The following is a 15,658-nucleotide window of genomic DNA, read 5'->3' as shown; positions in this document are numbered from 1 at the left end:
CCCGCATTTCAGTACTGCCGCCAAGTCCGATGATGTGTCAGGCGGTATTCATTACAGTGCCCAACCGGTGAAAACCCCGTTTTCAGGATATTGAGCCTGGAAGGTAAATTGTAATCCCGGCAATTGGTATAAAACCCGTCGATTCCTGCGGATATTTTGCTGGCAACAATCGTGTTCCAAAGCCGGCCCTGCAAATTTCTGCCGCGGTATCGCGGCAGGACATAAACATGCCAGAACAGCTCTTCCGTGTCGGTGAGGGGCACAAAGAAATCGCGGCTATGCGCGGCATCCCTAACCCAGGCCACCGCCTGGATGCGCCCCTCTTCCGTCAGCACCCAAAGCTGCCACCCGGCGTCCAGCCATTCCAGCATTCCCCAGTCATGCGCCGCCTCAGGGTCCGTCAGGCTGACCAGTTCGTCACTGGTAAGATCTTCGCGCGATCGGATTTCCCGCACCTGTTGCGCGTCCTGCCCGGCTTGTGAGTGGGCAGCGCAACTGGTCGCGCCCAGCCGGAATACCAGATGGCGTTTGCGCACAAAGCTGTCCATCAGGGCCAGCCAAAGCTGCCGGACAAGAACAACCGGCCCACGTCGCGCGGCCCCCCGGATCAGTTGCAATTTGCCTTTTTTAGCCAGATTCATACTTCGCCTTACCAATCGTTCAGGGACCTAACCCGCCGCTGCCCTCTTGAGCTTTTTCAACTGCCCCCGGATCAGATCACGCGCATTTCCCGTCAGGTACACAGACCGGTTCAACACCTTTTCACGTGCCGAAATCCGCTGCACGACACGCGGATTGAATTCTGACTTGTACTTGTGAATGTTGAATTTCTTCTCGCCCGAAACCGGTACGTGATAGCCCTCGACATCCAGGGTGCTACAGCCCTTGCCCTTGGCCCATCTCATGGCCTCCAACCACAAGGCCGGGGCGATACGCAGGTTGCCCGCCGCCCGCAGATGATCCGGCTCGGTGGTGAAATGCCGGCCGTGCACAATGTCCCTGCTGCGATACACCAAAAGCCCGGCAAGAAAGGCCTCTTGCTGCCAGGCCATGATCACGGTGCCAATCTCATCGGGCCGCAATACATCTTCAAACATCGCCTCATAGGCGGGAAGGCTCAGCTCGGGCAGCCTGCGCGAGACGCGCAACCGGTTCATGCTCTCGAGAAAAATGCGGAACTCCTCCGGAGTTCGCGCGCTTCGGAACGTCACGCCCTGCCGTTCGGCGCGCCTGACCTCGCGACGAGCGCTTTTGGAAAACGCCGCCATGATCTCTTCGCTCGTGACCGATATGTCGACCCATCCGGTTTCACGAAACTGATCTTCCTCAGCCACGCGCCAACCGGCACAAGACAGCGCGGCATCCAGTGTGTCGGCCTCTTCTTCGGTCCAGAACGGGGTGACAGTCAGGCTGCCGACCCTTGAAAACCCCGGCTGTCGGCACAGGCCATCCAGAAACGCCACCATGTCGGCGGCATCGTCGCAAACCGGGCCGCTCAGGCAGTGGGCCCGGGCCCAGGCACCGGGCAGATACGGATGCGGTTCAAGCGAGATCAGAGCGACACCCACAAGCGCCCCATCCCGGCGCATTGAGGCATAAATCACCTTGCGATTTAATCTTTGTTCCGAATTCGTAAACAACGGAGATTGCCGCGGATGCTGATGCCGGGCCGCATTCAGAAACGTCATCCATTCGGCATTCCGGTCTGCGGTCAGGGTTTCAGTGCATTCAATCGCAACACTATCTTGCCCTTCAAGTTCCTGCACAGCCAAACTAATACCTCAATATACCGGTTTATTCGCTCTGAATTTCACAGCTACTATTTAACAACAGCCGTCGCTTAATGACGTTGAGTGTATTCATAGATCAGAACAATGGCTAAACAATTTGAAAATGTAAGTGAGTAACGAGAACAGGGTTTCATGACTTCACCGTCACACGGCACGCAGAGCGAATGCGCTGTTTCCATTGTCATCGTGAACTGGAATACCCGGGACATTCTTCGGGATTGCCTGATATCCATTTCCCGGCAGACCCGGAAGCCGCATGAGGTCATCGTCGTCGACAATGCATCAAGCGACGGGTCCGTCGATCTTGTCCGTGACGAACTCCCTGATGTTCGCTTGATCGCCAATGACACGAACCGGGGATTTGCCGCCGCCAACAATCAGGGTCTGGAAATCGCACGGGGTGACAATCTGCTGTTGCTCAATCCCGATACCATCATTCTGGATGGTGCGATCGATACCATGCTGGACTGGCTGGATCAGCACCCGGATGTCGGCTGCGCTGGATGTCAGGTCCTGGAAGATGAAACCACCATTCAGCGCACCTGTTTTGCCGACCCGGGTCCGGGAAACCTGGCGCTGATCGAGTTTGGGCTGCACCGCCTGTCTCGGCGCAATCCGCTTCTGGCCCGCGCCGAGTACGGAGACTGGGATCGGCGTTCGCAACGCGAGGTCGACGTCGTCTCGGGCATGTTCATGCTGGTGCCGCGTCGTGTCTTCGAGGCCGTGGGTCTTCTGGACGAGGCATTCTTCGTCTACTCGGAAGAGGCCGACTGGTGCCGTCGCATCCGCGATGCAGGCTGGAAATGCGTGTTCACCCCCGAAGCGCGCATCCTGCACCTTGAGGGGGGTGGCAAAAGCACCGCCCAGATCCGCTCGCGGATGTACGTACAGATGCAGAAAAGCAAGATGATCTATCTGCGCAAGCATTATGGCCTTTGGGGCCTGTTCCGCGGCCGGATGGTCTTTGTGGGGTCCTCCATATTGCGCTTTGTCATGTCAGTCGCAAATCAACGGGAAGAAGCTACCGCGCGGCGGCGTCTGGCCCGGGCCTCGCTGCGCTATCACCTGACCAGCCGGGAGCCGGCAGAGTGACCGACACAGACGTCCGGCTGACATTCAAATGGGTTGATGGGGTCAAGGGCCTTGAACGCATGACCGATGTGTGGGCCGCACTGGCCCGACAGGCCGGCGCGGATATCTATGCCACTCCGGTCTGGGTCCTGACCTGGTGGGCTCATTTCGGGCGCGGGAAAACGCTCCGGACCCTTGTGGCATATGACGCTCAGGGGCAGCTGGTCGCCTTGCTGCCGTTCATGATCTATCCGGTTTGGCTGGGGCCTGTGAGGGTCCGTATCGCCAAACTGGCCGCAACCGATCCCAACACGGTGATTTTCCAACTGGCCGCCACGGAAACCGCGCTAAGGAACAGCTGCGCTGAGGCCCTGAACGGCCTTCTCGGCGATGGCCGGGCGCATCTGGTCAGTTTCACCCCCGCCTCGGAACGCGGCACCATGCTGGCAGCCATCCGCAATGGGGTGGCACCGGGGCTGGCGCTGACCGACACGCCGGCTGGCACCCATACGGTTTTCGAACTGCCCGATACGTTTGAGGGCTATCTTGCCAACCTGTCCAAGAAACGTCGGGGGCAGTATCGGCGGGATCTGAAACATCTACAGAATGACCACGGCCTGACAACGCGGATGGTCCATCCTGATGCGCATCAATTCGGGGATTTCGTCGGATTCCACAACCGGCAATGGCAGGAGGTTGGAAAAGGAGGCCATTTCGCGGATTGGCCTGGCAGCGCCGCCTTCTACTGCGATCTGGCAGACGCCACCCAGCAGGGGCAGGAAACCTGGTTTGTCGAACAGCAGGGCCGGGACGGCCCCCTTGCCACTCAATTCTGTCTGGTCGCGGGGCAGACCTGCCATTGGCGGTTGCCCGCCAGATCGACCGACCCGGAACTGGAACGCCTCAGCCTTGGGAAAATCGGCCTGGTTCAGATGATTGAACAGCTGATCGCCGCAGGCGTGACGCGGATCGAAGCCGGGATTGGCGCATATGGTTACAAGCTGGTCTATGGCGGTGAATCGGTGCCCACTCATCGCCTGATCGTCTCACGGCGATCAGGAATATCCCCTGTCTTGCTGAAGCTCTGCCTTGGTTGGGCGCGTGTGTTGCACCTGGTCTATTACAGGCTCTGGTTCGGGCGGGTTGCACCCCGGCTGAGGGCCGTGATCCCGCTGAAAAACAAATCGCTGTGGTCCAGCTGGATCAAAACAAGAATATGAGGCGGATATGATCGCATATCAGCTCTCCGCACGGGTTCTGCCTGAAGAAAAGTGGCCCGCCCTCAGCGCGTCATTCCGCGACCTGACCCTTGAACACAGCCTGACCTATGCCCGCGCGGCGGCCCGCCGGATCGGGGCAGAGGCACAGTTCCTGATGCTGGCCACCCCGGACGGGCAGCCTGTTGCCGCCGCATGTCTGCGCATCAAACATGTTCCCGGACTGCGGCGCGGCATTGCATGGCTTGCCGCTGGACCGCTGGTACAGCATGTTGATCGGCCGGACCCCGACACAGCAACACTGCGTGCCGTGCTGGCCGCACTGCGTGCATATGCTCAGGAGAGCGGGCACATCCTGCGCCTGCGGTTTCCGGCCACGCCCTGGCATGATGTTGCATTGTTGGATCAGCTGGCCCGTAGCGAAGCGTTTTTGCCCACCGATCGATCCCCGGCCTATCGAACCGTGGTCGTGGATTGTACCCAGGACGAAGACACGCTGATGCGTGCCCTGCACGGGAAATGGCGCAACCCCCTGCGCAATGCGCTGAAAGCTGGCCTTGATCTGGATATCGTGCCGATTGCACAGGCAGCCGACCGGTTTCATCCGATGTATACCGAGGTTCAGACAGCCAAAGGCTTTCGGCCGGATATCCCGCCAGAATTCTATTATGGCCTTGAGGGATCGGATTTTGCCCATGAGGTTCTGTTTGCCCGCAAGGACGGGGCCGACATTGCCGCGATGACGCTGGGACGGGCTGGGTCCAATGCCGTCTACCTGTTCGGGGCCACTCTGGACACCGGGCGGCGCCTGAATGCCGGGCATTATCTGATGTGGCATTCCATGCTGCGCTGTCGCGACCTGGGCCTGAAGTATTTCGACCTGGGCGGGATAGATCCTGAAGCCAACCCTTCCGTCACACGTTACAAGCTGCGCACGGGCGGCACAGAACTGCGCGCGGCGGGCCCGTACGAGTTCCGCCCTGCCGGCGCCCGCTCTGCCCTGATCAGCATCGCCGAAACCATTCACGCCCGCCTGAAGAAACTGCGCTCATGACAAAGCCCATCGGTATCAACTTTCACGGCATCGGAACACCAAAACGCCCTCTGGAACCGGGCGAGGCTCCCTATTGGCTTTCGGTCGAGCAATTCGAACGGATTCTGGACCGGATCGCCGCAGACCCTGATCCGAACCGGTTCACCATCACCTTCGATGACAGCAATCTTTCGGATCATGACATCGCCCTGCCAGCGCTGTCGGCCCGGGGGCTTCGGGCACGGTTCTTTGTCCTGACCGGGCGGATCGGACAGGCCGGATCACTGGATGCAGACCATCTGCGTCGCTTGCAGGATGCGGATATGACAATCGGCAGCCATGGGATTGACCATCTTGCCTGGCCGACACTGGATGACGCTGCTCTGATCCGAGAACTCAGCGAATCCCGCGCGCAGTTGGAAATGATATGCGCACACCCGGTGACCGAGGCAGGCATCCCCTTTGGACGGTATGATGCTCGTGTTCTGTGCGCCCTGCGCATGGCCGGATACACGGCCACCTGGTCAAGCGATGGCGGAACCTGGCAAAAGAACGCTTTCCTGCGCCCCCGAACATCCTTGCGCGAGGATATGAGCGATCACCAGATACAAGCGGTCCTGTCTGGCAGGGTCGCGCCCTTACGCCGCCTTCGGCGTGCATTGGGAATGGCCAGACGGCGCTGGACGACGACCGGTTAGCGGGTGCGTGCAACCCGCCCGATAGACAGTTCTCCGGGCAGGGCCCTGGGAAACCGGGTATACCGCATCTTTCGCCCTCCTTCCTCGGCCTGGGCCTGGTCCCCATCCTGACCGGACCCGTCATCCGCATCCAGAAACCAGACCCCTGCCCCCAGCAGAAACATCAAAAAACAGAACGTGGCATCCCAAAGGTGGACGGTGACGGCCGACACGCAAAGGCCCAGCAGCGAAATCAGGTATCCAAGGCGCGCATCTGCCGTTGCCCCGGTCAAGTTTCTGCTGCCAAGCTTAAAGAACGTGACAATCATCGCGCCTACAAGAAGGAACAGGGCCGGAAAACCATGTCGCAATGTGACCACCAGCCAGAAATTGTCGACGCTGCTCAGCAGTACCATCCAGTGGGGGCGCGTCCAGTCATTCAGGCCGATACCGAAGATCGGGTTTCGCAGAATATCGTCGGATGCGAAGTTGAACGTATGGATGCGGGCCCATGCCGTACCGGGGGTCAGCGTGAAATGGGTTGCAAAAATCTGGAACATACTTCGGTTCGAGCCAATCTCGGCAATGAAATACAGAACGCAGAATATGCTCAGCAGAACTTTCCATTTCTTCCTGAGGAAACTAAAAATCCAATTCCATCCCATCAGCGCCAGTTGAATGACGACATTCAGAAACGCACCCGATGAAAGGGAAAAGAACACCGCCCCCCCTACTACCGAGGTCAGGCCAACCTTCTTGAAGAACGATTTATGCCATCCCAGCACATACCAGGTCAGCGCGAAGGCCGGCGCGCAGAACACGCCGAACAGGATGGGATGCGGCATCGTTGTCTGCGCCCGCAGCAGTCCAAGCCGAGGTTCGAAAATCCATTTCTGATAGACGCTTAGAACCTTGCCGAACAGGTTCAACAGCGGGGTCTTGCCCGTAAAGGATTCGAACAGGGCAAAGGGCAGCAAAATGAGGATAAGCAGAAACAGGCATTTCACGAAGTACCGAAATGATTCCAGGTTCCGGATATAGGTTCGGGCAATAAAATAGGGCACCAGGGTTTCGATCATGAACATCCCGATGAACTGCCACATTTGCGCCAAACCATTATTGACAGAAATGGACAGGGCCGACCAAAAGCTGAACATGATCGCCAGAATATCAACGGCCCTGATCTTTCCGGCCTTGCCGCTCAGCCATCCGATGATCGCAGGAAACATGAACAGCAGCAGGATCACCCGATACCCGCTGAGCTTGAGCCCCCCCAGGTGGAAATAGAACGGCATCGCGAAGGAGACAATAAGCAAGGCCAGGACGACCGGCTTTGTCGCCGGGGCGCTGGCTTTCGCTGACAAAACGGCTGTCATCTAAAATTCCTGCCTTTAAACGGATAACATATTACAGATTGCACCAACATATTGTCAGTATTCTGGCCGTGCGCCCGAAGCCAATCACTTTTCCACAACATCGCCCGCAATGTCCTCATCGCGAGGGGTAGGATTGCGACAAGCTGGACCCCGCATTCAGGCGACCAAGCTGGCTGCCGGGGCGTACGCCGTATTCGTTGTATCCGTCTTTCCTGCCTTGCGCGTAATAGATGAACTGGCTGCCATAATACCCACCCTGAGAGGGGGTCTGATCCTGAATCAACGCATTGTTGAGCACAACCCAATCGCGCTGGTTCTCGTGCCCGATGATATTGGCCACCGCATTCTGCTCAATGACCACCGAGGTCGAATCCGGAGAAATGTTGATGACCGGAACCGAATGACCGCCGGGCACATGGATCACCGAGTTCTTTCTGATCGAGATATTGTCCGAGCCATGGATCGAAATACCGTGAATATGACCATTGTAGATCATGTTGTTTTCAACCAGCACATTGCGGTGTCGCATGACTGGGTTGCCGAGATCCTTGCCGTCTCCGCCAGCCCAGATGGTCTGGGTGAAATCGCCGCCGGCCATGTCGAATATATTGTCACGGATGACGATGTCCGAAGATCCCCGGGGCGATACCCGCATAATCTGGATCATGTCGCGGTGATCCTGGGATCCAGCCGCACCGCCAAAATCGTGAAACCGGTTCCGTTCGATTCTCAGGCCATCCGCAGCATCCACATCAACCCCATCGGACCGGATCGTGTGAATGTTGTTGCCCGTAAAGACAAACTGCCGCGATTGCACGGACAGAACCGCTGTCCACCATCTGCGAAACTCGTTGCCTGAAAGGGTCAGGTTCCCGCCCCGCTCGATTTTCAGGCCGATCCCGATACTGTACCCGTCCGCCTCGGACCCTGTTCCCCTTGCAGTCCCACCGTCGAACACGGAATTCGATATCACAATGTCCGTACTGTTCAGGATGACGAAATAGGCAATGAAATGCGGATCGCCCCCATTGTAGGTGTAATCGAAATAGACACCATCCAGATGCACATTTCTGGCACCTTCCAGAACCAGACGGGTAAAACAGGCCGGTGCGGCAGGATCGGCGGACCGGATCACCACGGGTGACCGGTATGCCGTGTTCATCCTCAGGGTTCCATAATTCCCCGGCGCCAGAAGAAAGATTTCCCCGCCCCGGGCATTTTGCAGGGCTGCGCCAAGATCGGCGGCATTTGCGACCGGCTGCCCCTTGGTCTGAGTTGCGGGAAGATGCGTTCGCACGTCTCGCCCCTGACAGGGGGTCTGGGCCGCCACATCAAAACCCAACATGAGCAGTAGCGCCCCTGCCAAGACAAGAATCCGGGACCCGGCCATAACGCACCTTTCTGATAACCACACTTGCAGGAAAGTGTAGGCAAGGCGGGTTCCACTGTCTATCGCGCCTGCTTGCCTGTCTGGCGCCATGGCACGTCCGAATGGCCCTTGCAACACCCAGGTTTCCCTTACGGCACCGGGCAATTCATTGCCGATGCCCATCGCCCATACGCAAGGACACGCCTGAATGATGGCTATTTTGTGGCCATTGTTGCCCTATGGGAATCAATTCGCCAAACCCTACGCAACCGCTAAGGGAAGTGGAACAATTCCCGGTATCGAGTATCGAGTTCACTCGGAAATGACTGCAAAAGGACAGAATTGTCCTCATACAGGCAACAGTTTCCAAACATAGCCATATTCCGGCCAATCTGTCGCCCTTGTGCGACTGTTCCATACCCCTTGGGTGAGCGGGATCTTCAGCGCTTTGGGTAAGCGCATTTGGAAACACAGGTGAAAGATGTCGACGACTATCATTGTAACTTCCGCCGCAGAGCTGAACCAGGCTTTGTCACAGGCCAGCGGTGGTGAGACAATCCTCCTTACTGCAGGTGACTACGGGTCACTGAACCTCCACAATACCAATTTCGCATCGAACGTGACGATCCAGTCCGCGGATCCGAATGCGAAAGCCAGCTTCTCGGCTGTGCACCTCAAGCAATCGTCGAACATCACGTTCGACAGCATCAAGTTTGACTACAACTTCAGTGGTGGCGACCACCACTTTCAAAGCAAGTTCGGCGTCTACGACAGCCAGAACATTACGTTCAACAACTCGATCTTCGACGGCGATGTTGCCAGCGGCACCGGAACATCCGCGGACGGTACCGGCTATGGCACAGGTCTGAACATCGCCGGCTCTACCAATATCAACATCAACAACACCGAATTCTCACAATGGTGGAAGGCTGTCATTGCGGTGAATTCCGACGGGATCAATGTCACCGGCAACGACATCCACACGATCCGCTCCGATGGTCTGGTCTTTGACAATGTCGACAACATCCTGGTTGAGAACAACCACCTGCACGATTTCGGCGGCGCGGCTGGCTCGGGCGATCACCGTGACATGATCCAGATTCAGCGCGCCTATGGCAGCGGCAGCGACAACATCACCATCCGCAACAACCTCTTTGACATGGCCAACGGGGATTTCACCCAGACCATCTGGGCTGGCGGTGACGGCAAGGATATCAACGATCCCAGCGTGATCCACCACAACGTGCTGATCGAAGGGAATACGATCTACAACGGCCACTTCCACGGGATCTCTCTTTATGGTGTGGATGGGCTTACGATCACCAAGAATTCAGTCCTGCACGTAGACGAAAAGACGCTGACAGGCGGGATCGAAATCCCGGCGATCAACGTTTCCGCCGGTTCCAAAAACGTCACCATCGATCACAACATTACGTCTCAGATCGTGGGGTATAACGGGCAGGCTGACTGGAACGTAGCCAACAACGCCCTGATCCAGCCCAGTGAGTACGACCAGAACTTCACCTATCAGGCAACGGCACAGGGGAATGGCTACAACCAATATGTCGTCATCCCGGGCAGCCTGGCTGACACACTGAACGCCGGCTCTGCCGTCTCGCACGGTGCCACGGGATCCACCCCCCCGCAGCAGGTTCCCCCCGGGGGATCACAACCCAACACCAACCCCACACCACCGGACAGCGGGTCCGGGCAACCCGATACCGGGTCCGAACAGCCCGATACCGGGTCCGAACAGCCCGACACCGGGTCCGAACAGCCCGACACCGGGTCCGAACAGCCCGACACCGGGTCCGAACAGCCCGACACCGGGTCCGAGCAGCCCGATACCGGATCCGAGCAGCCCGACGCCGAGTCCGAGCCTGTTCTTGGTGCCGACCCGCAGGGCGAACTGATGATCGACATAACCCATCAGGACAGCCCGGAGACTATCGCACGCCTGGACGGGGTTTCTGAGATTGGCAAAACCCATGTTCCGGCCGATGAAACGCAGGCCGAAGGCGATACAAGCGCCGAACAACCTGACACCGGCTCTGAACCTGTCCCTGGTGACGACTGGCAAAGCGAGTTGTCGATGATCGACATATCCAATCAGAATAGCCGGGGAAACATCGGAACCCTGGACGGAATTTCTGACGCGTCGCAGGTTAGCTTCTCGGTCGACATAACCCGTGACGAAGGTGAAACCGGTGCTGAACGGCTTGTATGGAACCATTCGAATTTCGGCCTGAAGCTGAACAAGAAAGGGCATCTGGTCGCAAAAGTCGACAACAATGATGGCGGGTTCCGCGACGGCTTCAAGATCACGGATGTCGATCTGAGCGACGGCGAAACACATCAGGTCACCCTGATGGTTGATCAGGACACCGACCGCCTTCAGATTCTGGTCGATGGTGCCGTTGTCCTGGACGAAACCAATACGGATTTCGATTTCGCCGGCGGACAGGAAAGAGACTGGTACGTTGGTGACAGCGTTGACACCTTTGCGATCGGCGAAGAAGCCCCGTTTGTCGAGCCGTATTCTGATTTGTTCGCGTAACGGCAAAGATCGCTGAAAATACAGCCTATTGATTACCACTGCATGGGCGGGTACCGAAAATTCGGACCCGCCCATATCTATTCCGCCCCCTGGCATTGCCAGTCATGTAAACTTGGGTGCATACGTTCTTTGAATGCTGCCAGCATTCATCTAAAGATTGGTCAAACAGCCATGTCACTGCCTTAAAAGGCGTATTGCAAAAATCTTTTTATCGCGATTGGCCCCGTTTTGAACGCCGCGCAAGGTTACGGGTTTTTTGGGAGAGTAAATGGTACAGTCAGAAATACGCTGGCACACGGATTGCAGACAGGATTATCTGGATACGGTCTGGAACATCATAACAGATGAAAAACCGGCCCGGATCATGGAAATCGGTGGCACGACCAGCCGATCGACCGGCGACAAGACACTGCCCGATCATGTCACATCCTTCACGATCAGTGACATAAGTGCCGAAGAGCTTTCCCATGTTTCCGATGAGTTCGACACCCTTCAGATCAACGCCTGCGGCGATGTCAGCCATGTGGATCAGAGGTTCGATCTGATCATGTCCAAGTTTTGTGGCGAGCATATGCCCGACGGCAAGCAGTTCCACAAAAACATGCATCACCTTCTGGCGGATGGTGGCGTTGCCGTTCACTTGGTGCCGACCATTTTCGCCTCGCCGTTCCTGATCAACTGGCTGTTTCCCGAACAACTGACACGCAAGGCGGTTCAACTGTTGCAGCCCCGGCGCTTTGATGGCCAGAATACCGGCAAATTCCCCGCCTATTACTCACTGTGTCGCGGCTCGACCCCGTACATGCGAAAGGCGTTGGCGGATGTCGGGTTTTCGAGCATCGAAGTACATGAATATTACGGGCACCATTACTATGATAAGATTTTCGGCCTGCGGCAGCTGGATAACGGGCTGGCGCGCCTGTGCGCCCGGCACCAATGGGCGGTTTATTCTTCCTATGCCATCATCATAACGCGCAAGTAAGTGCCCCAGACCGGGCCCACGGCGTTTGACAGGAAACCAGCAAGACCGGAGGCTGTAGAAAGAGCGGAGCCACAAAACAGCCAAACAGACGAAGTAATGGAATTGACGCCCCAGTTTATGAATACCCGCTTCGACAGGTGGAGCGCATGACAAGTTGAGATCCGAGGACGTAGAGATGTTAGAGTCGAAAAGTTATCAGGCCTATATGAACAGCCCATACAAAAGCAGTAAGCATTCCACTTACTTCGATGTGTATGACAAACTTTTTTCTCCTTACATCGGAAAGGATATCACGTTTGTTGAGATCGGCGTTCTGGGTGGTGGATCTCTTTTCATGTGGCGGGAGTTCTTTGGCCCACAGGCGCGCATCATCGGCGTTGAACTGAACCCCGATGCAAAGCGCTGGGAACAGGAAGGGTTCGAGATTTTCATCGGCAGCCAGAGCGATCCGGATTTCCTTGAAAAAATCGTAAGGGAAGTCGGTGACATCGACATCGTTCTGGATGATGGCGGCCACACCTATGAACAACAGATCATTACGACGGAATGCCTGTTGCCGCATATCAAGGATGGCGGGATGCTTGTGGTCGAAGACACCCATACCTCCTACATGGAAGGGTTCGGCCTCAGGCACCGTTCCTTCATCAAATATGCCATGAACATGGTGGACCGTATCAACCATCGGTTCTCGCGGCTGACGCCTGACACCTCGGAAAAACGTGTCTGGGGGATTAGCTTCTTCGAGTCTTTTGTCGTCTTTGACGTGAACCGCAAGGCGACCTCGGTCGCATCGGCGCCCACAGAAAACGCTGGCAAGGACCTGCATGCCAAAGACTTCAGGCATGCGGACAATCAGACCTACGAAGCTCTTCTGAAAACATCCAAAGGGCTCTCGGCGCTCAAGGCCATTCCGGGGATGCGTGCCGCAGCCAGGCTGGTACGAAACATCGTGTCGCTGCCATCCAACATGAAGCGCGCCCGCAGGTTGAAAGAGTATTTTTGACCGGGTCAGGGACAGCTGTGTGCACGTTTCTTGTGGGAAATGTATAGCATGAGCATTACACGACCCGCACATATCCTCTCGACCAGGTTCCGCTGGCCGCATGCGATTTCCGCCAGCCTGCTCATTTATGCGATCACAACCGCACCGGGCCTGATCAGGGATGGCAGAAACCCGGATGACTGGCGTCAGGTCCACGGCGCGCCCGAAGGCGGGATGCCTCTTAACTGGACGACCGAGGAAGGTCGCTGGGCGATGGAGGTGCTGTATGTCCATGTTCTCCAGGAACGTTTTCTGCCCGTTTTACAGACTGGTCTGGCGGCAGGCGTTTTCCTTCTGCTGTCGTGGATTCTGGCGCGGCAGTCCAGCGATCGTGACACCCGGCCCTTCGCGACCTTTTTGATTTTCACGCTTGGCGTTCATCACATCTATATGATCAACGCCCTTACCTTTTCGAGTCACGTGTTTGCTTTCCCACTGGCATTGCTACTTTCCGTTGCGGGGTTCAAATGTTTTGAACGGGGCATTTTACAAGGGTTTGGCGCGCGGGTGATCTGGCTTTTGATCGGTGCGCAATGCATCGCGCTTTGTGCAGCACTCTATCAGCCTTTTGTCCCTTTTGGCGCCGTGATCCTGTTTCTCGCGCTGATCCGAACCCACCATTACAAGACCAGAGACGTGGGCATATTCATCCTGCTGTCGGCAATCGGATCATGCCTTGGCCTTCTGGTCTATTTTGCGCAGGCTCATCTGGCTACCCAGCTGCATGACCATGTCCCCACGACCAACCGTATCGCAATGCCCTCTCTCCACGAGTTGCAGGGCAAGCTTGAAACAGCCCTTCAATTGCTTGGCCAAATCTGGCGGGGGTCGCTACAAAGAATACCCTGGGAAATCAAAACCCTGAACACCGCCTATATCGGAATTGGGTTCTTGCTGGGCGTTGGGCTGAGCATTTCTGTCCTTGTACGGAACCCGCACAATTGGGTGCATGCCCTGCGCATCCTGACAGGTATGACCGGTATTCTCTTGCTGCCTTTGCTGATCTGGTTCTCCTACGATGGGCAGTGGATACCGTCTCGGGCCGTCGCATATGTCGGCTTACTGGCTGCGGTGTTCTATCTGGCCGTTGATGCCGAAATACGGGCAAGAGGGTTCACGGCACCGGTCATTCTGGGCCTGCCCCTGATCGTTGCGCTTACATACGCGGTCATGGCGCCTTTCGTCTGGAGCGATCAGTCCGAAATGGGGGACCGTGATGAGGCGCTTGCCGAGAATATCATGGTGCGGCTCGCGGAGCTGGAAGGGTATGACGGCGCGCCATTCCGCATCGTCGGCCATACAGATTACCCCGATCTGGCTTGGGGGGACATGATCGGCTGGACCGTATTTCACGCTGGCAACTCCCGCCCGGGCATCTTCAAGGACATGTATGACCTGGACTGGTACGCCGAGGGCGGGCTGTATGAAGGACCGCTGGCCTGCGAGGCCTTCCCGGCCGAGAATTCCGTCTATCTGTATCAAGGTGCCGCCTATGTCTGCCTGTCGCAAAGCCCCGGCTTTTCCGGCAACCTCATGTGCGCCGACAGTGACAGGCCCGAAATCGGCCGTGTCTGCGTCACACAAACAGCGGTTCTGCGGTTCTCGGAAATCTGTGCGCGCCCCGTTCGGGGGGGCAGAATTGACGTGATACACACCGCGACGCCAACCATTCGCAGCGCTTTTTACGACGTTCAGAGCCCTGGCCACACCATACATGGCGGGTGCTTCTATACCGCAGGCTGGAACGGTGAGGTGCCCGATGTGATCGACGTGTCGATGGTTGGTGGGGATGGTGCAGTCATCTGGTCCGAAAAGCTGACACTTGGCGCGATAGAGAATCCATCCGGCAACCTAGAATAAGGCGTGCGCCTGACTGGCCAAATGACGCCAAACTAAAAACTTTGTCATCACCAATGCACGGCGTGAGGTGCTTAGTGACTGTGAAAAGACACTGAAATTCGAAAAAATACACACGCACACAGAACTTTTTGAGCCCAAGGCAAAACCATGGTCACTTATCCCCAGACGCACGGGAAAGGCTACGCGTTATGGTAAATTTAAACATGAGCACCCCCACATCTCCGTCCCGGGGAATAGCCCCGGACCAAAGCGCTCCGACGCTCAGCATCATTGTGCCCATGTTCAATGAAGAAGAGGTTCTGCCGGCTCTGTTCGAACGTTTGGGGCAATTCCTCGATCAGCTTGGGGAAAGCTATGAGATCATCTGTGTGAACGACGGCAGCACAGACGCAACTGCCAAGCTTCTGGCCGCCGCGCATGAGCGCGATGATCGTATCAAGGTGCTGAACTTTTCGCGCAATTTCGGCAAGGAAATCGCATTGACGGCGGGGCTGGATGCAGCTGCGGGTGAAGCCGTTGTTCCGATAGACGCGGATTTGCAGGATCCGCCCGAACTGATCGAGACATTTCTTGAAAAGTGGCGCGAAGGGTTCGATGTCGTCTATGCCGTCCGGCGCCACCGCGACAGCGATACCGCGATGAAACGCTGGACAGCGCTGAAGTTCTATCAGGTCATCAACCGGC

13 protein-coding genes are annotated in these 15,658 nt (G+C 56.9%); 9 read left to right on the top strand and 4 right to left on the bottom strand.

The window, feature by feature from the left end; all coding sequences use genetic code 11:
• Window positions 1-8: 8 nt before the first annotated feature.
• Together AC2FNN_RS19195 and AC2FNN_RS19190 are read right to left on the bottom strand one after the other, a co-directional pair.
• Window positions 9-641: a GNAT family N-acetyltransferase gene (locus AC2FNN_RS19195; protein WP_496760047.1), complete on the bottom strand. Its 633-nt coding sequence runs from the start codon at window positions 639-641 to the stop codon at window positions 9-11.
• Window positions 642-668: 27 nt separating this feature from the next.
• Window positions 669-1,766 carry a lipid II:glycine glycyltransferase FemX gene (locus AC2FNN_RS19190; RefSeq protein WP_496760048.1) on the bottom strand — a complete coding sequence of 366 codons (1,098 nt, stop codon included), beginning with the start codon at window positions 1,764-1,766 and terminating at the stop codon, window positions 669-671.
• A gap of 156 nt (window positions 1,767-1,922) precedes the next feature.
• Here AC2FNN_RS19190 and AC2FNN_RS19185 point away from each other — a divergent pair, with 156 nt between their 5' ends.
• The 4 genes from AC2FNN_RS19185 to AC2FNN_RS19170 are packed head-to-tail and all read left to right on the top strand — an operon-like array spanning window position 1,923 to window position 5,809.
• The gene (locus AC2FNN_RS19185; RefSeq protein ID WP_496760046.1) at window positions 1,923-2,882 is read left to right on the top strand and encodes a glycosyltransferase family 2 protein; all 960 of its coding nucleotides are present in this window, start codon (window positions 1,923-1,925) and stop codon (window positions 2,880-2,882) included.
• Window positions 2,879-4,081: a GNAT family N-acetyltransferase gene (locus AC2FNN_RS19180; protein ID WP_496760045.1), complete on the top strand. Its 1,203-nt coding sequence runs from the start codon at window positions 2,879-2,881 to the stop codon at window positions 4,079-4,081. Before AC2FNN_RS19185 ends, AC2FNN_RS19180 begins: the two co-directional genes overlap by 4 nt.
• Window positions 4,082-4,088: 7 nt before the next feature.
• A complete protein-coding gene (locus tag AC2FNN_RS19175) occupies window positions 4,089-5,132 on the top strand; it encodes a lipid II:glycine glycyltransferase FemX (RefSeq protein ID WP_496760044.1) in 1,044 nt (347 codons plus the stop codon).
• Window positions 5,129-5,809: a polysaccharide deacetylase family protein gene (locus AC2FNN_RS19170; RefSeq protein ID WP_496760043.1), complete on the top strand. Its 681-nt coding sequence runs from the start codon at window positions 5,129-5,131 to the stop codon at window positions 5,807-5,809. The genes AC2FNN_RS19175 and AC2FNN_RS19170 overlap by 4 nt, the downstream gene beginning before the upstream one ends.
• Here the strand turns inward: AC2FNN_RS19170 and AC2FNN_RS19165 are convergent.
• Both AC2FNN_RS19165 and AC2FNN_RS19160 read right to left on the bottom strand, forming a co-directional pair.
• Window positions 5,806-7,164 carry an O-antigen ligase family protein gene (locus AC2FNN_RS19165; RefSeq protein ID WP_496760042.1) on the bottom strand — a complete coding sequence of 453 codons (1,359 nt, stop codon included), beginning with the start codon at window positions 7,162-7,164 and terminating at the stop codon, window positions 5,806-5,808. The two genes, AC2FNN_RS19170 and AC2FNN_RS19165, sit on opposite strands and share 4 nt — an antisense overlap.
• Window positions 7,165-7,279: 115 nt before the next feature.
• Window positions 7,280-8,509 (bottom strand): right-handed parallel beta-helix repeat-containing protein, encoded by a 1,230-nt coding sequence (locus AC2FNN_RS19160; protein ID WP_496760041.1) that lies wholly within the window; start codon window positions 8,507-8,509, stop codon window positions 7,280-7,282.
• 505 nt (window positions 8,510-9,014) lie between these two features.
• Here AC2FNN_RS19160 and AC2FNN_RS19155 point away from each other — a divergent pair.
• The 5 genes from AC2FNN_RS19155 to AC2FNN_RS19135 form a co-directional block, all read left to right on the top strand.
• A complete protein-coding gene (locus AC2FNN_RS19155) occupies window positions 9,015-11,090 on the top strand; it encodes a right-handed parallel beta-helix repeat-containing protein (RefSeq protein WP_496760040.1) in 2,076 nt (691 codons plus the stop codon).
• A gap of 268 nt (window positions 11,091-11,358) precedes the next feature.
• A complete protein-coding gene (locus AC2FNN_RS19150) occupies window positions 11,359-12,072 on the top strand; it encodes a class I SAM-dependent methyltransferase (protein WP_171637872.1) in 714 nt (237 codons plus the stop codon).
• A 175-nt stretch (window positions 12,073-12,247) separates the two neighbouring features.
• Window positions 12,248-13,075: a class I SAM-dependent methyltransferase gene (locus AC2FNN_RS19145; RefSeq protein WP_496760039.1), complete on the top strand. Its 828-nt coding sequence runs from the start codon at window positions 12,248-12,250 to the stop codon at window positions 13,073-13,075.
• Between the two features lie 48 nt (window positions 13,076-13,123).
• A complete protein-coding gene (locus AC2FNN_RS19140) occupies window positions 13,124-14,974 on the top strand; it encodes a hypothetical protein (protein WP_496760038.1) in 1,851 nt (616 codons plus the stop codon).
• Between the two features lie 203 nt (window positions 14,975-15,177).
• On the top strand, window positions 15,178-15,658 hold a 481-nt coding region (locus tag AC2FNN_RS19135), incomplete at its 3' end, for a glycosyltransferase family 2 protein (RefSeq protein ID WP_496760037.1).

The organism is Ruegeria sp. BHSA118 (genome assembly GCF_059613405.1).
This window is presented reverse-complemented; position numbering and strand designations above follow the sequence as displayed.

What these genes read in the sequence shown, in the direction of transcription:
- AC2FNN_RS19195 (WP_496760047.1), bottom strand. Translation starts at nt 641, where the DNA reads ATGAATCTGGCTAAAAAAGGCAAATTGCAACTGATCCGGGGGGCCGCG.
- AC2FNN_RS19185 (WP_496760046.1), top strand. Translation starts at nt 1,923, where the DNA reads ATGACTTCACCGTCACACGGCACGCAGAGCGAATGCGCTGTTTCCATT.
- AC2FNN_RS19175 (WP_496760044.1), top strand. Translation starts at nt 4,089, where the DNA reads ATGATCGCATATCAGCTCTCCGCACGGGTTCTGCCTGAAGAAAAGTGG.
- AC2FNN_RS19170 (WP_496760043.1), top strand. Translation starts at nt 5,129, where the DNA reads ATGACAAAGCCCATCGGTATCAACTTTCACGGCATCGGAACACCAAAA.
- AC2FNN_RS19165 (WP_496760042.1), bottom strand. Translation starts at nt 7,164, where the DNA reads ATGACAGCCGTTTTGTCAGCGAAAGCCAGCGCCCCGGCGACAAAGCCG.
- AC2FNN_RS19160 (WP_496760041.1), bottom strand. Translation starts at nt 8,509, where the DNA reads ATGTTGGGTTTTGATGTGGCGGCCCAGACCCCCTGTCAGGGGCGAGAC.
- AC2FNN_RS19155 (WP_496760040.1), top strand. Translation starts at nt 9,015, where the DNA reads ATGTCGACGACTATCATTGTAACTTCCGCCGCAGAGCTGAACCAGGCT.
- AC2FNN_RS19150 (WP_171637872.1), top strand. Translation starts at nt 11,359, where the DNA reads ATGGTACAGTCAGAAATACGCTGGCACACGGATTGCAGACAGGATTAT.
- AC2FNN_RS19145 (WP_496760039.1), top strand. Translation starts at nt 12,248, where the DNA reads ATGTTAGAGTCGAAAAGTTATCAGGCCTATATGAACAGCCCATACAAA.
- AC2FNN_RS19140 (WP_496760038.1), top strand. Translation starts at nt 13,124, where the DNA reads ATGAGCATTACACGACCCGCACATATCCTCTCGACCAGGTTCCGCTGG.